General features: G+C 71.9%; 14 protein-coding genes. 4 read left to right on the top strand and 10 right to left on the bottom strand.

The window, feature by feature from the left end; genetic code table 11:
• Positions 1-19: 19 nt before the first annotated feature.
• The 7 genes from ade to ilvC form a co-directional block, all read right to left on the bottom strand.
• Positions 20-1,714, bottom strand: coding sequence for an adenine deaminase (gene ade / locus BUE30_RS15390; protein ID WP_073333240.1), 1,695 nt, complete (start codon positions 1,712-1,714; stop codon positions 20-22).
• Between the two features lie 69 nt (positions 1,715-1,783).
• Complete coding sequence (locus BUE30_RS15385) at positions 1,784-2,800, bottom strand: c-type cytochrome (protein ID WP_073333236.1); 1,017 nt, start codon at positions 2,798-2,800, stop codon at positions 1,784-1,786.
• On the bottom strand, positions 2,797-3,357 hold the full coding sequence (locus tag BUE30_RS15380; RefSeq protein ID WP_073333231.1) for a cytochrome c oxidase assembly protein: 561 nt from the start codon (positions 3,355-3,357) through the stop codon (positions 2,797-2,799). Before BUE30_RS15380 ends, BUE30_RS15385 begins: the two co-directional genes overlap by 4 nt.
• Complete coding sequence (locus tag BUE30_RS15375; RefSeq protein WP_073333228.1) at positions 3,354-3,758, bottom strand: hypothetical protein; 405 nt, start codon at positions 3,756-3,758, stop codon at positions 3,354-3,356. The genes BUE30_RS15380 and BUE30_RS15375 overlap by 4 nt, the downstream gene beginning before the upstream one ends.
• Entirely contained in the window at positions 3,758-6,259 is a 2,502-nt protein-coding gene (gene ctaD / locus BUE30_RS15370) for a cytochrome c oxidase subunit I (protein ID WP_073333704.1), read from the bottom strand. The genes BUE30_RS15375 and ctaD overlap by 1 nt, the downstream gene beginning before the upstream one ends.
• Before the next feature lie 104 nt (positions 6,260-6,363).
• A complete protein-coding gene (locus BUE30_RS15365; protein WP_073333224.1) occupies positions 6,364-7,344 on the bottom strand; it encodes a cytochrome c oxidase subunit II in 981 nt (326 codons plus the stop codon).
• Positions 7,345-7,472: 128 nt separating this feature from the next.
• On the bottom strand, positions 7,473-8,495 hold the full coding sequence (gene ilvC, locus BUE30_RS15360; protein ID WP_073333221.1) for a ketol-acid reductoisomerase: 1,023 nt from the start codon (positions 8,493-8,495) through the stop codon (positions 7,473-7,475).
• 131 nt (positions 8,496-8,626) lie between these two features.
• Between ilvC and BUE30_RS15355 the strand changes: the two genes are divergently transcribed.
• The 3 genes from BUE30_RS15355 to BUE30_RS15345 all read left to right on the top strand — a co-directional run bounded on the left by BUE30_RS15355 (position 8,627) and on the right by BUE30_RS15345 (position 10,767).
• The gene (locus BUE30_RS15355; RefSeq protein WP_073333700.1) at positions 8,627-9,082 is read left to right on the top strand and encodes an Lrp/AsnC family transcriptional regulator; all 456 of its coding nucleotides are present in this window, start codon (positions 8,627-8,629) and stop codon (positions 9,080-9,082) included.
• A complete protein-coding gene (locus BUE30_RS15350) occupies positions 9,079-9,537 on the top strand; it encodes an Lrp/AsnC family transcriptional regulator (protein WP_073333218.1) in 459 nt (152 codons plus the stop codon). The genes BUE30_RS15355 and BUE30_RS15350 overlap by 4 nt, the downstream gene beginning before the upstream one ends.
• Positions 9,538-9,606: 69 nt before the next feature.
• Positions 9,607-10,767, top strand: a complete 1,161-nt coding sequence (locus BUE30_RS15345; RefSeq protein WP_073333213.1) for an aminotransferase class V-fold PLP-dependent enzyme — start codon at positions 9,607-9,609, stop codon at positions 10,765-10,767.
• A 29-nt stretch (positions 10,768-10,796) separates the two neighbouring features.
• Here BUE30_RS15345 and BUE30_RS15340 read toward each other — a convergent pair whose 3' ends face one another.
• A complete protein-coding gene (locus BUE30_RS15340) occupies positions 10,797-11,999 on the bottom strand; it encodes an FAD-dependent monooxygenase (RefSeq protein WP_073333210.1) in 1,203 nt (400 codons plus the stop codon).
• A 41-nt stretch (positions 12,000-12,040) separates the two neighbouring features.
• Positions 12,041-12,694, bottom strand: coding sequence for a pyrimidine 5'-nucleotidase (locus BUE30_RS15335; RefSeq protein ID WP_073333696.1), 654 nt, complete (start codon positions 12,692-12,694; stop codon positions 12,041-12,043).
• A gap of 109 nt (positions 12,695-12,803) precedes the next feature.
• On the opposite strand from BUE30_RS15335, the gene BUE30_RS15330 reads away from it, so the two are divergent.
• A complete protein-coding gene (locus BUE30_RS15330; RefSeq protein WP_073333205.1) occupies positions 12,804-13,463 on the top strand; it encodes a GntR family transcriptional regulator in 660 nt (219 codons plus the stop codon).
• On the opposite strand, the gene BUE30_RS15325 is transcribed toward BUE30_RS15330, so the two are convergent.
• Positions 13,402-15,210 carry a glycosyltransferase gene (locus tag BUE30_RS15325; RefSeq protein ID WP_073333201.1) on the bottom strand — a complete coding sequence of 603 codons (1,809 nt, stop codon included), beginning with the start codon at positions 15,208-15,210 and terminating at the stop codon, positions 13,402-13,404. The two genes, BUE30_RS15330 and BUE30_RS15325, sit on opposite strands and share 62 nt — an antisense overlap.
• Positions 15,211-15,276: the final 66 nt, after the last annotated feature.

The following is a 15,276-nucleotide window of genomic DNA, read 5'->3' as shown; positions in this document are numbered from 1 at the left end:
CGGAGTCGGGCAACGCAGCTCAGGGGATGATCTCGAACCTGTTCACGTCGACCATGCCCCGGTCGGTGATCTTGAGCGCGGGAATCACCGGCAGGGCGAGGAAGGCGAGCTGCAGGAACGGCTCCTCCAGTGCCACGCCCAGCGATCTCGCGGCGTCCCGCAGCGCCACCAGCCGGTCGCGGACATGCTCGAACGGCTCCAGGCTCATCAGCCCCGCGACCGGCAGGGCGAGCTCCGCCAGCACCTCGCCGCCGCGCACGACGACGAAGCCGCCCTCGATCTCGCCCAGCCGGTTGGCCGCGACCGCCATGTCGGCATAGTCGACACCGACGCAGGCGATGTTGTGGTGGTCGTGGCAGACGGTGGAGGCGATGGCCCCCGCCTGCAGGCCGAATCCCCGGACGAAGCCGGTGGCGATGTTGCCGTTGATCCCGTGCCGCTCCACCACGGCGATCCGGGTCAGGTCGCGGGCGGGGTCGGGCCGCTTGTCGCCGTCCTCGATGGGGATCTCCTCGGTCAGGTGATCGGTCAGGATCTGCCCTTCGCGGATGCCGATGACCGGGGTCTCGCTCCGGTTGCCGCCGTGCCGGAAATCCTCGGCCCGGACCCTCGGCGCCCTGACCGACCCGCGCCCCGGCGGCTCCACATGGCCGCGCGCGGCGAAGGCGGCATCGTCCACGACGCGCCCGCCCGCGAGGACCAGCCGCGCATCGCACGCGGCCAGCGATCCCACCGCCACGATGTCGGCCCGCCGCCCCGGCGCGATCTGCCCGCGATCCGTCAGCCCGAACGCCTCCGCCGCCGACAGCGACGCCGCGCGATAGGCGGCGAGGGGGGAGGAGCCGAGCGCGATCAGGGTCCGGATCATGTAGTCGAGATGCCCGTGCTCGCCGATGTCGAGCGGGTTCCTGTCGTCGGTGCACAGGCACATGTAGGCCGAGGTCAGGTCCGTCAGCAGCGGCTGCAGCGCGTGCAGATCCTTGCTGACCGACCCCTCGCGGATGAGCACCCGCAGGCCCTTCTGCAGCTTCTCCCTCGCTTCCGCCGCGCTGGTCGCCTCGTGTTCGGTCCGGATCCCGGCGGCCGCGTAGGCGTTCAGGTCGCGGCCCGAGAGGAGCGGGCAGTGCCCGTCCATGTGCCGCCCCTCGAACAGCGCCAGCTTGGCCATGAGGCCGGGATCGCGGTGGATGGTGCCGGGATAGTTCATCACCTCGGCCAGCCCGATGCCCGAGGGGTGGTCCATCAGCGCCGCCAGATCCGCCGCCTCCAGCCGAGCGCCCGCCGTTTCCATGTCGGTCGAGGGCACGCAGGACGACAGCTGCACCCGCAGGTCCATCAGCAGATGCCCGGACGCGGCCTGGAAGTAGCGGATGCCCTCCGCCCCGATGACGTTGGCGATCTCGTGCGGGTCGCAGATCGCGGTGGTGATGCCCCGCGGGGTCACGCAGCGGTCGAACTCGAAGGGCGTGATGCACGAGCTTTCGACATGCAGATGCGTGTCGATGAAGCCGGGGACGAGGGTGAGGCCGGCCACGTCGATCACCTCACGCCCCTCGTAGCTCTCGCCGATGCCGACGATCGTGTCGCCGCAGATCGCGACATCGCCGGGAATCGTCTCGCCGGTCACGACGCAGAACACCGCGCCGCCCCGCAGGACGAGGTCGGCGGGCGCGTCGCCGCGGCCCTGGGCGATGCGGGTGGTCAGGTCGGCCATGGGCGCTCTCCGGTCAGGTCTGCGCCTCAGGGTCGGGCAGGGGACGGGCGGAGGCAAGGGCCCTTCGCCTCACTCCCCGCCGCGCGCGGCGTACCAGGCGGCGAGGGCGAGGATCTCGTCGTCGCTCAGATGTTCGGCCGCCTGCGCCATCAGGTTCCAGCGCGGCCCGCCGCCCCGGATCCCGTCCCGGAACAGACGCAGCTGCGCGGCGAGGTAGGGCGCGTGCTGGCCTTCCAGCCGGGGGCCCGGCGCCAGCGCCTCGTCCCGCGCGCCGCCATGGCAGGTCTCGCAGCTGGGCACCTCGCGCGTGCCCGTGCGGGCCAGGGCGGCGGCGTCGAGATCCGGCACCTCGCCCGGCAGGGGCAGGCCGGGGCCGCCCGCCTCGCCGTGGTACTCGGCGGCCAGATCGCCCTCCGGGGCCGTCACCTCGGTCGCGGCATGGCGCATGATCCCGCTCTCGCGCAGACCCTCGCGGTAGGTGCGCAGGGACATCGCGACATAGCGCTCGGACAGGATGTCGAGGCGGGGGATGTGCGGATTGTCGGACGCCCCGCCCGGCCCGTGGCACGCGGCGCAGTATTCGTCGCCCGCGACCATCTCCCCGTAGGCCTGCGCGTCCATCCCGTCCTGCACCCGCACGAGGAAGGCGACGACCGGCCAGACGTCGTCGTCGCGGATCGAGGGCCAGTGCGGCATGCCGCTCATCTTGACCCCTTCGTGGAGGATCCACCACAGCTCCTCCGGCGACCAGGAACCGACCGCCGCCTCGATATGCGGCGGCTCGGGCAGCATCGAGCGGATCGTGGCGTCGCGCGTCGCGCCCGGCGCGGCGTGGCACTGGGAACAGGCATTCTCGAAATGGTTGCGCCCCAGCATCGCCATCTCGTCCGTCAGCTCCGGCGTGTCCGCCGGATCCGGCGCGCGCAGGGCGACCGACCGGCGGAACGTCGTGTGCAGGATCCAGGGCACGCCCGGAAAGTGCCCGGCCCGGGCCGAGACGTTGTAGAGGCCGCCGAACACGACGGCCCCGCCCGCCAGCGCGCCGAGGACCGCCAGCGCGGCGAGGGTCTTGAAGACGGTTCTCATGCCGCGCTCTCCCGCAGGGACCGGGAGGCGAGCCAGAGCCCCCCGGCGAGATAGACCGGCGTGCCGAGCGCCAGCATCAGAAGACCGCCCGTCTGCTGCTGGGCCAGCCCGGCGCAATCGGCGAAGAGCACGCGCGGGGCGAGGATCAGGAGCGCGCCGAGCGCGGTCATGTGCATCGAGGTCAGCAGCAGCGCCCCGGCCCCGGCGAGCGGCTCGCGCGCGGCCAGCGCCCCGGCCCAGACGGCGAGGCCGGCGAGCAGGAAGGAGGCCTGCTCCAGCCCGTAGGTCAAGGGCGAGAGGACGGCCGCGTCGTGCGCGGCGGGCAGGTGCCAGCCCCAGACCACCGCGAATTCCACCGCCGCCGCGACGGCGGCATTGGGGGCCACGGCGCGGGCGAGGCGGGGCAGGGCGAGGACCAGCAGCGGCGCGATCACCGCCACCAGCGCCATGTGCCGGACCATGTGCGCGGTGAAGCCGGCGCCCGCCCAGGCGGTCAGGGGGCCGCCCCAGACCAGCGCCAGCAGGACGAGCGCGACGACGAGGGGCACGCGCCTCATGTGCAGCCCTCGATCAGGAAGGCGGGCAGCCAGGTCGCCAGCACCCCGATGAAGGACACGACCGCCAGCAGGAACCCGGCATGGCCGAGGAATTCGTGCCGACTCTCGTTGTCGTCGCGGCCGTGGGAATAGTCGTGATCGTCGAGATAGTCCCAGTGCCGCCACGCCCGCCAGCCGATCCAGGCGATCAGGGCCAGCGCGACCAAGGTCCCGGCCGAGATCGCAACGCGCCATACCCCGACATGCGCCAGCTCCGCCTCGGGGAACTTGGCGCAGGCCACGGCGGCGGTGGCGTAGCAGGCGACGAAATGCACCGCCCAGACCGTCGGGGCGAAGGCGATGCGCCAGAGACTGCTCTGCTCCTCGGCGAATTCGCGCGAGAGTTGCCCTTTCTCCGCCATCAGACCAGCCTCGGCAGGATCGCGAGGCAGAGCGTGACCGTCACCACCATCGCCGCCATGAAATGCCAGTAGAGCGACACGTTCCACAGCGGCGCGTCATGGGTGGGTGTCGCCCTGCCGAAGATCAGCGCCGCCGCGCAATAGGCCAGCATGATGATGCCGCCCCCGATATGGGCCACGCACCAGACCACGAGGGCGCACATCATCGCCGGATAGACATGGCTGGTCGGAGACATCTCGATCACGGCCGCGATGAGCGCCGCGATCCCGCACGCGGCGGCGAGGGCCGCGCCGATCAGGATCGGGGCGGCCCCGCTCTCGCCCTTCCGGTTGCGGGTCCGGCCCAGCAGCATCCCCGCCCAGGCGGTCAGCATCAGGGCACAGGCCAGAAGGACGTAGCGCCAGTCGGCATGGAGGGCGTTCTCGGGCGGGAAGTCGCTGCCGGCCGTCCAGTAGAAGAACACCCCGAACACGAGCGAGGCGAAGGCCGTCGCATCGCCCAGCATGGTGATCCACATGCCCCACCACCCGACCGCCTGCGGCCCCGCGACATAGGTCGGCAGTGACAGGCCGAGGCCGGCATCCTTGCGCTCCCGCGCGGGGATGAGGGCGGTCGAGGTCCAGAGCCAGTAGCAGACGCAGACGATGGCGAAGGCCGCGCAGACGATGGCGGGCGTGTACATCGAGAATGTCGGGAAGATGAACGCGCCCCCGGTGAAGGCCGCGGCCCACATCGTGATCCAGGCCGGCCCCGTCACCCGCAGGATCTGCAGGGGTCGCGCGTCGATGACGCTCGTCACCAGCGTCTCGCGGTGCCCCTCGTCGCTGTCGGGCAGGTAGTAGCGCCCGGCATCCATGCGCTCGACCAGCTTCGGCTGGTCCCAGAGCGGGTAGCGCGAGGTGATGTGGGGGATGGACCGCACGCCCCATTTCTCTTCCGGCACCTCGTGGGACCATTCCAGCGTGCCGCCGCCCCAGGGATTGCGCTCGGTCAGGGGCTGGCGGCCCTTCGGTCGCAGCAGGTCCCAGGCAAAGACGAGGATCCCCGCCGCTAGGACGAAGGCGCCGAGCGTGGAGAGCATGTTGAGCGGCTCCCATCCCAGCCCGCCGGGATAGGTGTAGACCCGCCGCGGCATGCCGTAGAGGCCGGTGAGGTGCATCGGCAGGAAGGTGATGTTGAAGCCGGTGAAGGTCAGCCAGAAGGACCAGCGGCCGAGCCGGTCCGACATCTTCTTCTTCGTGAAGAAGGGGTAGAAGTAGTAGACCCCCCCGATCACCGGCAGGACCATCCCGCCGAACAGCGTGTAATGCAGGTGCGCGACGATGAAGTAGGTGTCGTGGACCTGCCAGTCGAACGGGGCGAGGGCGACCATGATGCCGGTCAGCCCCCCGGCGGTGAAGATCGCCAGCGCCCCCGCGATCCAGAGCATCGGCAGGTTCATCCTGACCTTGCCCACCATCAGCGTCGCCACGAAGGCGAAGAGCTGGATGCCGGTCGGGATCACCACCGCCTCGGACGCCGCCGAGAAGAAGCCGAGCGAGATCGAGGGCAGGCCGGTCGCGAACATGTGGTGTACCCACAGCCCGAAGCTGAGGAAGCCTGTGCCGACGGCGCTGAGCACGATCCAGGAATAGCCCACGATCGGCCGCCGCGCCGCGGTCGGCACCACCATCGCGGCGATGGCGATGGAGGGCAGGAAGATGATGTAGACCTCCGGATGGCCGAAGATCCAGAACAGGTGCTGCCAGAGCATCGGATCGCCGCCCCGGTCGGGGTCGAAGAAGGGCCAGTCGAAGCCGCGCTCCAGCTCGAAGAGCAGGTCGCCCGCGATCAGCGGCGGAAAGGCGAAGAGGATCATTCCGCCGACGACCAGCACGTACCAGGCGTAGAGCGGCATCAGGTTCACCCGCATCCCCGGCGGGCGGCATTTCAGCACGCCGACGATCAGCTCGACCGCCGCGGCGATGGAGGCGACCTCGATGAAGCTGAGGCCCAGCAGCCAGATGTCGGCACCGATCCCGCCCTGCTTGGTCGAGAGGGGGGGATACATGAACCAGCCCGAGGACGGCGCGGCATCGAAGAGGAGCGATCCCATGACGAAGACGCCGCCGATCACGAAACACCAGAACCCGTAGGCGCTGAGGCGGGGAAAGGGCATGTCCCGCGCGCCGAGGAAGGCCGGCAGGATCAGGATCGAGATCGCCTCGAACATCGGCACGGCGAAGAGGAACATCATCGCCGAGCCGTGCATCGTGAAGAACTGGTTGTAGCGGTCGGCGTCCAGCACCTCCGCCCCCGGCACGGCGAGCTGCACCCGCATCACCAGCGCCAGCACGCCCGCCAGCAGCATGAAGCCGAAGGCGGTCAGCGAATACCACTTGCCGACCTCGGAATTGTTGACGGCCGAGATGTAGCGCCAGCCCTGCGGCTCCTTCCACACCTCGCGCAGACGGTTCTCCTGCGCGCGGCGCAGCTCCTCCGGCACCGGCTCGGCGAGCATCTCCTCGGTCGGGGGATAGGGGCCGATCGCCTTCTCGCCGGCGGTATCGGGGGTGATCTGCTCCTGACGGGGGCGTCGCTGCGGGCGGTCGGGCGTCGTGTCGGTCATTGCAGCCCCATCAGCCAGTCGGAAAGGGTGGCGAGCTCGTCCGTCGTCATGTGCCCGTAGGACGGCATCTCGGCGCCGGGCTTCACCGCGCCCGGATCGGCGATCCAGCCCACCAGCGCCTCGCGCGTCAGCGGCAGCGTGCCGGCGGCGAGGGAGGTGCGGCTGCCGAAATGCGTCAGGTCCGGGCCGACCTGGCCCGCCCAGTCGGTGCCGCGCACCGAATGGCACGCCCCGCAGCCCTCGCGCGCGAAGAGGGCCGCACCCTCCCCGCGGGGAAGGGTCGCCGGGCCGGCCTCCGCCGCCAGCCAGGCCTCGAACTCGGCCGGCTCCAGCGCGACGGCGTTCAGCGCCATCAGCGCGTGCGACAGGCCGCAGAACTCGGCGCACTGGCCGCGGAAGATCCCGGCCTCCTCGGGCAGCAGGGTCATCCGCGTCGTGCGACCGGGGAACATGTCGGTCTTGCCGCCGAGGGCGGGGATCCAGAAGGAATGGATGACCTCGCCGGAGGTCAGCTCGATCTCGGTCCGCTGGCCGACCGGCAGGCGGATCTCGTTGGCCGAGGTGACCCAGTCCTCCGCGCCCTCGGGCCGGTACTCGACGCGCCACCACCATTGCTCGCCCGTCACCCGCACCGTCAGCCCGTCGCCGGGGGCGCGCTGGGCCGGCATCAGGGGCAGGGCATAGACCAGCAGCGCCGTCAGCACGACGAGGGGCAGCGCGATGCCCCCGCCGATGATGATCCCCTCGGCCCAGCCGCGCGACAGGGCGCCGGGCCGGATCCGGGTGACGAAGAGGAAGAGGCCGTTGAGGGCGATCCACAGCACGACCGCGCCCGCCAGCATGATCCAGAAGAGCCGCGCGAGATCGGACGCGTCGCGACCGGCCGGGGCAAGGGCCGATTGCGGCCCGCCTTCGCATCCGGCGACGAGCAGGACGGCCGCGAGGCAGAGGAAACGGCGGCCCGTCGCAGACGTCACGTGGGGAACCCTTCGGCGATCATTCCGCTGCCAGATAGCGCGAGAGGCGGGCCTTCAAGGATCCGTGAGGCTCTGCAACACGGAACGCGCCGGCCCCGCGAAACGGGGGGCCGGCGCGGGAGCGAGGATCAGTTCTTGGCCTTGTCGACCAGCTTGCCGGCCGAGATCCACGGCATCATGTCGCGCAGCTTCTGGCCGACCTGCTCGATCTGGTGCTCGTCGTTGAGGCGGCGGGTCGCCTTGAAGGACGGCTGGCCGACCGCGTTCTCCTGCATGAAGTCGCGGACGAACTTGCCGGACTGGATGTCCTTCAGCACCGCCTTCATCCGGGCCTTCGTCTCGTCGTAGGGCAGGATGCGCGGTCCCGAGACGTATTCGCCGTATTCGGCCGTGTTCGAGATCGAGTAGTTCATGTTGGCGATGCCGCCCTCGTAGATCAGGTCCACGATCAGCTTCACCTCGTGCAGGCACTCGAAATAGGCCATCTCGGGTTCGTAGCCGGCCTCGACCAGTGTCTCGAAGCCCATGCGGATCAGCTCGACCAGGCCGCCGCAGAGCACCGCCTGCTCGCCGAAGAGGTCGGTCTCGCATTCCTGGCGGAAATTCGTCTCGATGATGCCAGAGCGCCCGCCGCCGATGGCCGAGCAATAGGAGAGGCCGATTTCCATCGCCTTGCCGGTCGCGTCCTGGTGGACCGCGACGAGGCAGGGCACGCCGCCGCCCTTGACGTATTCGCCGCGCACCGTGTGGCCGGGGCCCTTGGGCGCCATCATGATGACGTCGACGCCGGCTTTCGGCTCGATCAGGCCGAAATGGACGTTGAGGCCGTGGGCGAAGGCGATCGCCGCGCCCTCGCGCAGGTGGTCGTGGACATGGTCGCGGTAGACCTGCGCCTGCAGCTCGTCGGGCATGGTGAACATGATGAGGTCGCACCAGGCGGCGGCTTCCTCGATCCCCATGACCTGCAGGCCCTCGCCCTCGGCCTTGGCGCGGCTGGGCGAGCCCTCGCGCAGGGCGACGGCCACGTTCTTGGCGCCGCTGTCGCGCAGGTTCAGCGCATGGGCATGGCCCTGGGAGCCGTAGCCGAGGATGGCGACCTTCTTGTCCTTGATCAGGTTCACGTCGCAATCGCGGTCGTAGTAGACGCGCATGGGATGTCCCTCCGGATATGTTGCGGGGCGGGGATACGCCCCGGCGAAAGGGATTGCGAGCGTGGACGGGGAAGGTATTTGTCCTCCCTGCGAAGATGGCATGCGTCATGCCGCCGGTTCACGGGGAAATCATGCTCGACGATCAGGACAGGGCGCTGCTGCGCCGCTGGCAGGACGATCCCGACCTGTCGCCCGCGCAACTGGCCGAGGCGATGGGCCTGCCGGCCGCGCGGGTCAGCCGCCGCATCGCCCGGTTGCAGGAGGCGGGCGTGCTGACGGGGCTGCGGGCGGTGATCGACTGGCGGGCGCTGGGCTACGGGGTCGAGATCAGCCTGCGCATCACGCTGGAGAAATCCGCGCCGCGCGCCTTCGACGAGTTCCTCGCCGCCGCGCGCGAGGTGCCGGAGGTGGTCGAGATCCAGACCTTTCTCGGCCGGGTCGACGTGCGGCTGGGCGTGATCGCGCGGGATCTGCATCATTGGCAGGCGCTCTGGCGGGACCGGATCCTGACCCTGCCGCATCTCGCCGATATCGAGGCGCTGATGACCGTCGCCACCGTCAAGGCCGAGGAGGCGCTGCCGCTGTGAGTGTCGAGATCGACGAGACCGACCGCGCCATCCTGCGGATCCTGTCGCGCGACGCCGCGCTCGGCGCCGCGCAGATCGGGGCGCGGGTCGGCCTGTCGCAGCCGGCCGCCTGGCGGCGGATCCGGCGATTGCGCGACAGCGGCGTCCTGGCCGGGCGCCGGCTGGAGCTCGACCGCGAGAAGCTGGGCCTCGGCGTGACCGTCTTCCTGGGGATCAAGCTGGCCGCCAAGGGCCGGGTCGCGCTGGAGGATTTCGAGCGGGCGGTCAGCGCGATCCGCGAAGTGGCGCGGGTCGAGCACATGCTCGGCCTCTACGATTACCGCCTGCGCGTCGTCGCGCGCGACCTCGCCGATTTCGAGCGGGTGCTGCGACGGCGGATCATGACGCTGCCCGGTGTGGGCCAGGTCGAGGCGAACGTGCTGCTGAGCGAGGAGCGGCGGCCCGGCCCGCTCTAGCGGCGAGGTTCCCGGCGGGGCGGTGATCGGGTAGGGACGGGGGCGCAGCAACCCGCGGAAGGACAGGACATGAAGGACGGCATCACGGAGACGGGGAGCATCCGGCGCCCGGTGGATCCCGGCGGCAAGCAGGAATTCTCGGTCGTATTCACCGACCGCTCGCTCAACCACATGAGCGCGACCTTCCAGCAGGTGATGCGCGACCTCTCCGCCGGCCTGAAGGAGGCCTACGGCGCGGCCGAGGTGGCGATCGTCCCCGGCGGCGGGACCTACGCGATGGAAGCGGTCGCCCGCCAGTTCGGCGCCGGCGCGCATGCGCTGATCGTGCGCAACGGCTGGTTCTCCTACCGGTGGAGCCAGATCTTCGAGGCGGGCGGCTTCGCGGCCGAGACGAGCGTCCACAAGGCACGCCGGACCGGCAACGACGATCGCGCCCCCTTCGCCCCCGCCCCGATCGAGGAGGTGACGGCCGCGATCCGGGCCGCCCGCCCCGACGCCGTCTTCGCCCCGCATGTCGAGACCTCGGCCGGGATCATCCTGCCCGACGCCTATATCGCCGCACTTGCCGAGGCCGCGCACGAGGTCGGCGCGATCCTCGTCCTCGACTGCATCGCCTCGGGCGCGGTCTGGGTGGACATGCAGGCGACGGGCGTCGACGTGCTGATCTCGGCCCCGCAGAAGGGCTGGTCGTCCACGCCCTCGGCCGGGCTCGTCATGTTGTCGGAGCGCGGCGCCGCGCGGCTGGAGGAGACAGTCTCGACCTCCTTCGCGCTCGACCTCAAGAAGTGGCGGTCGATCATGAAGGCCTACGAGGACGGCGGTCACGCCTACCACGCCACGATGCCGACCGACGCGCTGCGCGATTTCCGCGACGCGCTGGAGGAGACTCGGGCGATGGGCTTCGCCGCCGCGCGCGACGCGCAATGGGAACTCGGCCGCCGGGTCCGGGCCGCGCTCGCCGCCCGGGGCGTGCGCTCGGTCGCCGCCGAGGGGGTCGAGGCGCCGGGCGTCGTGGTGAGCTATACCGACGATCCCGAGATCCAGTCCGGCCGGGCCTTCGCCGCCCATGACGTGCAGATCGCCGCGGGGGTGCCGCTGCAGGTCGGCGAGCCGGAGAGCTTCCGCACCTTCCGGCTCGGCCTCTTCGGGCTCGACAAGCTGGGGGACGTGGACGGGACCGTCGCAAGGCTCGAGACGGTGCTGGACGCGGTGATCGGCCCCGCCGCCTGAGTGCCGCCCGTCAGGGTCCCGAGCGGGACCTAGCGGGGGGGCGGGGCACTGCCCAGCCCCGCCCGCATCGCCAGCCGGCGGAGCGGGGCGACGTCGTGGATCGCCCGAATGCCGAGGGCGCGCAGGTCGCGCAGGGCCGGGGCGGCGGCGATCGAGGCGCGGTTGAGCGCGTCGATCCCCAGCACCCGGGCCCTCACCTCGGCCTCGCGGCGGCGCGCATAGGCGGCGAGCATCGCCGTGTCGCCCAACCCCTCCGGCCTTGCGGCGGCGAGGTCGGCCAGCGCGGCGAGATCGGCGAGACTCATGTTCAGGCCCTGCGCGCCGATCGGCGGCACCACATGCGCGGCCTCGGCCATGAGGGCGACGCGCTCGGCGCTCATCCTCTCGGCGAGGCGCGCGACGATGGGCCAGGCCTGCCGGGGCGAGGCGAGGGCGAGCGGCCCCATGATCGCGGCCGAGCGATCCGTCGCGGCGGCGGAGAAGGCCTCTACCGTCATCTCCATCAGGGGGGCCACCTCCGGCCCCCGCATCATCCACACGACCGAGGAACGGTGGGTGCCGTCCGCCGCGTCCGGCAGCGGCACCAGCGTGAACGGCCCGCCGGAGCGATGCACCTCGGTCGAGACGCCCTCGTGCGGGGCGACATGCGAGACGGCGAAGACGATCGCCTTCTGCCCGAAGCGGAAGGTCCGGGCGCCGATCCCGGCCGCCGCGCGCAGCGGGCTGTCGCGACCGTCGGCCGCGAGGGCGAGTCGGGCGGCGACCCGATCGCCGTCCGACAGGGTCACCAGCGCCTCGGCCTGCCGCGTCAGCAGCCGGGCGAACCCGGTGCCGTCCCGCAGCGTGACGCCGGGCAGGGCGGCGAGCCGGTCGCGCGCGACCTCGCGGATCACCGCGTTGGGAAGGTTCCAGCCGAAGCTCTCGGCCCCGACATCGCCGGGTCGGAAATCGCGGATCAGGCGGTGCGCGGGCCCCTCGCTGTCGACGATGCGCATGAGGCTGAGCGGCGTCGCATGGGGGGCCAGCGAGTCCCACAGGCCGGCGCGCTCCAGCAGGTCGCGGGCGGGCCGCAGGAAGGCCGTGGTCCGCAGGTCGCCCCCGCCGCGCGGCTCGTCCGACGGGGCCGGGTCGGCCAGGACGACGGTGAAGCCCAGCGTGCCGAAGAGCGCGGCGGCGATGAGACCGGCCGGCCCCCCGCCGGAGATGAAGATGTCGGTTCGGGTGCGGTCCATGCCGGCGGAGATAGCCCCGGGACCGGGCGCGGGAAAGGGCGTCAGACGAGCTGTCGCAGGAAGGCGGCGAGGTCGGGGGCGTGGTGATGGATATGCGGGCGCGCCTCGGGCGCCGGGCCGACCAGAACGGTCCGCATCCCCATCGCATGCGGCGCGGCGAGGTTGCGGGGATCGTCCTCGAACATCGCGCCCTCCCGGGGAGAGAGCCCGTCGAGCGCGAAGACCGCCTCGAAGGCCGCCTGATCCGGCTTCGGCCGGTAGCCGGCATGCTCCACCCCGTAGACCGCGTCGAAGCAGCCGGTCAGGCCCCGCGCCTCCAGCACCCGCTCGGCATAGGGGCGGGCGCCGTTTGTGTAGACGATGCGGCGGCCGGGCAGCGCGCGGATCGCCTGCGCCAGCGCCGGATCGGCGGGAAGGACGGTGAAGTCGATGTCGTGCACGTCCTCGAGGAACGGGTCCGGATCCAGCCCGTGCTCGGCCATCAGCCCGGCCAGGGTGGTGCCGTGGCTGCGCCAGTACTGCGCGCGGAGGCGGTCGGCCTCCGCCTCGTCCACGCCGAGGGCGCGCGCGACATAGGCCCGCATCCGCGCCTCGATCTGGGAGAAGAGCTGCAGCTCGGGCGGGTAGAGCGTGTTGTCGAGGTCGAAGACCCAGGCGCGGACGCGGGCGAAGTCGGGGCGGGGATCGGCGGGCATGTGCATCGGTGCCCCCGATACGGTCCTGCCGGGTCGAGGTCCAGCCGGGGTTGCCCGGGACGGGCTTGCAGGGTCTAGTCCGGCGCGGGCGACGGAGAGGAGCGAGGTCATGCAGGGCAGGGAAGGGCGGGGCGGCCCGCTCGACGCCTACGGGCTGATCCTCGACGCGATCGATGCCGGCATCTTCCGCCCCGGGGACAGGCTCGTCGAGAGCGAGCTGGCCGAGCGGTTCGGCGTCTCGCGCACGCCGATCCGCGAAGCGCTGCAGCGGCTCGAGACGCAGCGTCTGCTGACCCGCGACGGGCGCTCGCTGATCGTGGCCTCGCTCGACCACACGGCACTGGCCGAGCTCTACGTCGTGCGGGGCGAGCTCGAGGGGCTGGCCGCGCGCCTCGCCGCGCGTCACGCCACCCCGGAGGAGGTGCGCGTTCTCGGCGAGATGGTCGAGGCGGACCGGGAGATCGCCGGCGATCCCCGCGCGCTCGCCCGGGCCAACCGGCGCTTCCACCACCAGATCCACCTCGCCTCGCACAACCGCTTTCTCGTGCAGCAGCTCGACCTCGTGCATCGGTCGATGGCGCTGCTCGCCTCGACCTCGCTTGCGGTGACGGGGCGGTCGGGCCGCGCCCTCGAGGAACACGCGGCCATCGTCGCCGCGATCGCGGCGGGGGACGGCGACGCGGCCGACCAGGCCCTGCGCGAGCATATCAGCCGGGCCTATTCGACCCGGCTGCGTCTCGATGCCGAGCGGCGCGGATCGGCGGAGTGACCGGGTCCTGCCGCGCGAAGCCATGCGCGGTCTTGTCCCAGAAGAACGGCCGGCCGACGAGCTCGATCGCCGCCTTCCATGCCGCCAGCGTGGCGAGCGGGAAGTAGAGCGGCAGCGTCAGCGCCCAGGGGGCCAGCCAGCGCCGGCCCGACCCGAGCGCCCCCGTCACCTGCACGGCGAGGTCGACCGCCAGGGCGGCGACCGAGACGGCAAGGGTCGCGGGCAGGACGACGGCCAGGACCGGATGCCCCTCGGCCGCGCCCGAGAGCCGCAGCGCGGGCCATGCCAGCCACAGGACCGGCGCGAGCAGTGCCTGCACCAGCGTCCCGAGCAGCAGGATCTGCAGGGCCGCGGCCGCCCCGGGACCGAGATCGCGGCCGAGCGCCGCCGGTCGCCGGGAATGCAGCGCCCAGGTCTGCGCGTAGCCCTTGAGCCAGCGCGACCGCTGCCGCACCCACGGCCAGGGCCGGGCATTCGCCTCCTCGAAGGTGGTGCTGTCGAGCATCGCGGTGCGGAACCCGTGACGGGCCAGCCGGATGCCGAGATCGGCATCCTCGGTGACGTTGTGCGCGTCCCATCCGCCCACCGCCTCGATCGCGTGGCGGCGCAGGAACAGGGTCGTTCCGCCGAGCGGGATCACCAGCCCCATCCGCACCAGTCCCGGCAGCAGGACCCGGAACCATGCCGCGTATTCCAGCGTGAAGCAGCGGGACAGCCAGTTCTGCCGGGCGTTGTAGTAGTCGAGCCTTCCCTGCAGGCAGGCGGTCCCGCGCCCGTGACGCGCGAAATCCCGCGCCACGCGCATCAGCTGATCCGGCTCGGGCGCGTCCTCGGCATCGTAGATCCCGACGATCGAGCCCCGGGTGAAGTCGAGCGCGTAGTTCAGCGCCCGCGGCTTGGTCCGCAGGGTCCCCCGCGGCACGGCGACGATCTGCGCCCAGTCCGGCAGGGTCGCGGCGTCGAGGGCGGCCCGCGTGGTCGCATCGTCCGATTCGAGCACGAGGCAGAGGTCGAGCCGGTCGCGCGGGTAGTCGAGCGCCTCCAGCCGGCGCAGCAGGTGGGCCGCGACCGCCCGCTCGGCGAAGAGCGGCACGATGAGCGAGATCACCGGCAGGATGTCCGGGGCGGCAGCCTCGGTCCCCGCGATGCGGGCCGGTTCCCGTCCCTCGGCCGGATCGCCGGCCCGAAGGGCGTCGGCCCGTTTCCCGAACCGTGCCCCGGTCGTGCCGACGACGAGCGCCGCGAGCTTCAGGCCGGTCGACAGCGCCATCGAGAGGGCGATGAGGGCGATCAGTCCCGCAAGCACGCCCAGCGGTGCGACGGCAAGGCCGGATGCGAGCGCGGCCGCCACCGCGAGCGATCGGGCCGGCAGCCGGTCATAGGCGAGGGTGCGGCAACTCTCCTGCGGGGCGACCCTGCTCTCCGCCCGGCGGACGAGCGCGCTGCCGCAGGTCGCGGTCAGCGCCGCCCGCAGGGCGCCCTCTCCGACAGGGCAGAAGCGGACGGTGCCGAAGCAGCGGCCCAGCCTTTCCCGCGCGGCGGCGGTGCAGCCGGGCCCGGCCGCCAGGACCAGCACCGCGCCCCCCATGCGGCGCCAGGGCAGGCAGCGCAGGGCGATCCAGTCCTGCGGCGGCAGGCATGCAGCGAGCGCCGGGTCCGGGGGGCCGGCGCGCCGGAGGGGTGCGGGACCGGCCCGCGGCGGAGCGGGCCGGGGAAGGGCGGCGATCGGGAGAAGGGGGTCGCGCATGGCACCTGTCCGGCCGGGAGCGGCTGCCCCGATCCTCGCCGGACAGGCTTAACGCTAGGTTAAGCT

Origin of the sequence: Wenxinia saemankumensis (assembly GCF_900141735.1) — a bacterium.
Classification (GTDB): Bacteria; Pseudomonadota; Alphaproteobacteria; order Rhodobacterales; family Rhodobacteraceae; genus Wenxinia; species Wenxinia saemankumensis.
The sequence above is the reverse complement of the archived record's forward strand: the minus strand, read 5'-3'. Positions and strand labels throughout refer to the sequence as shown.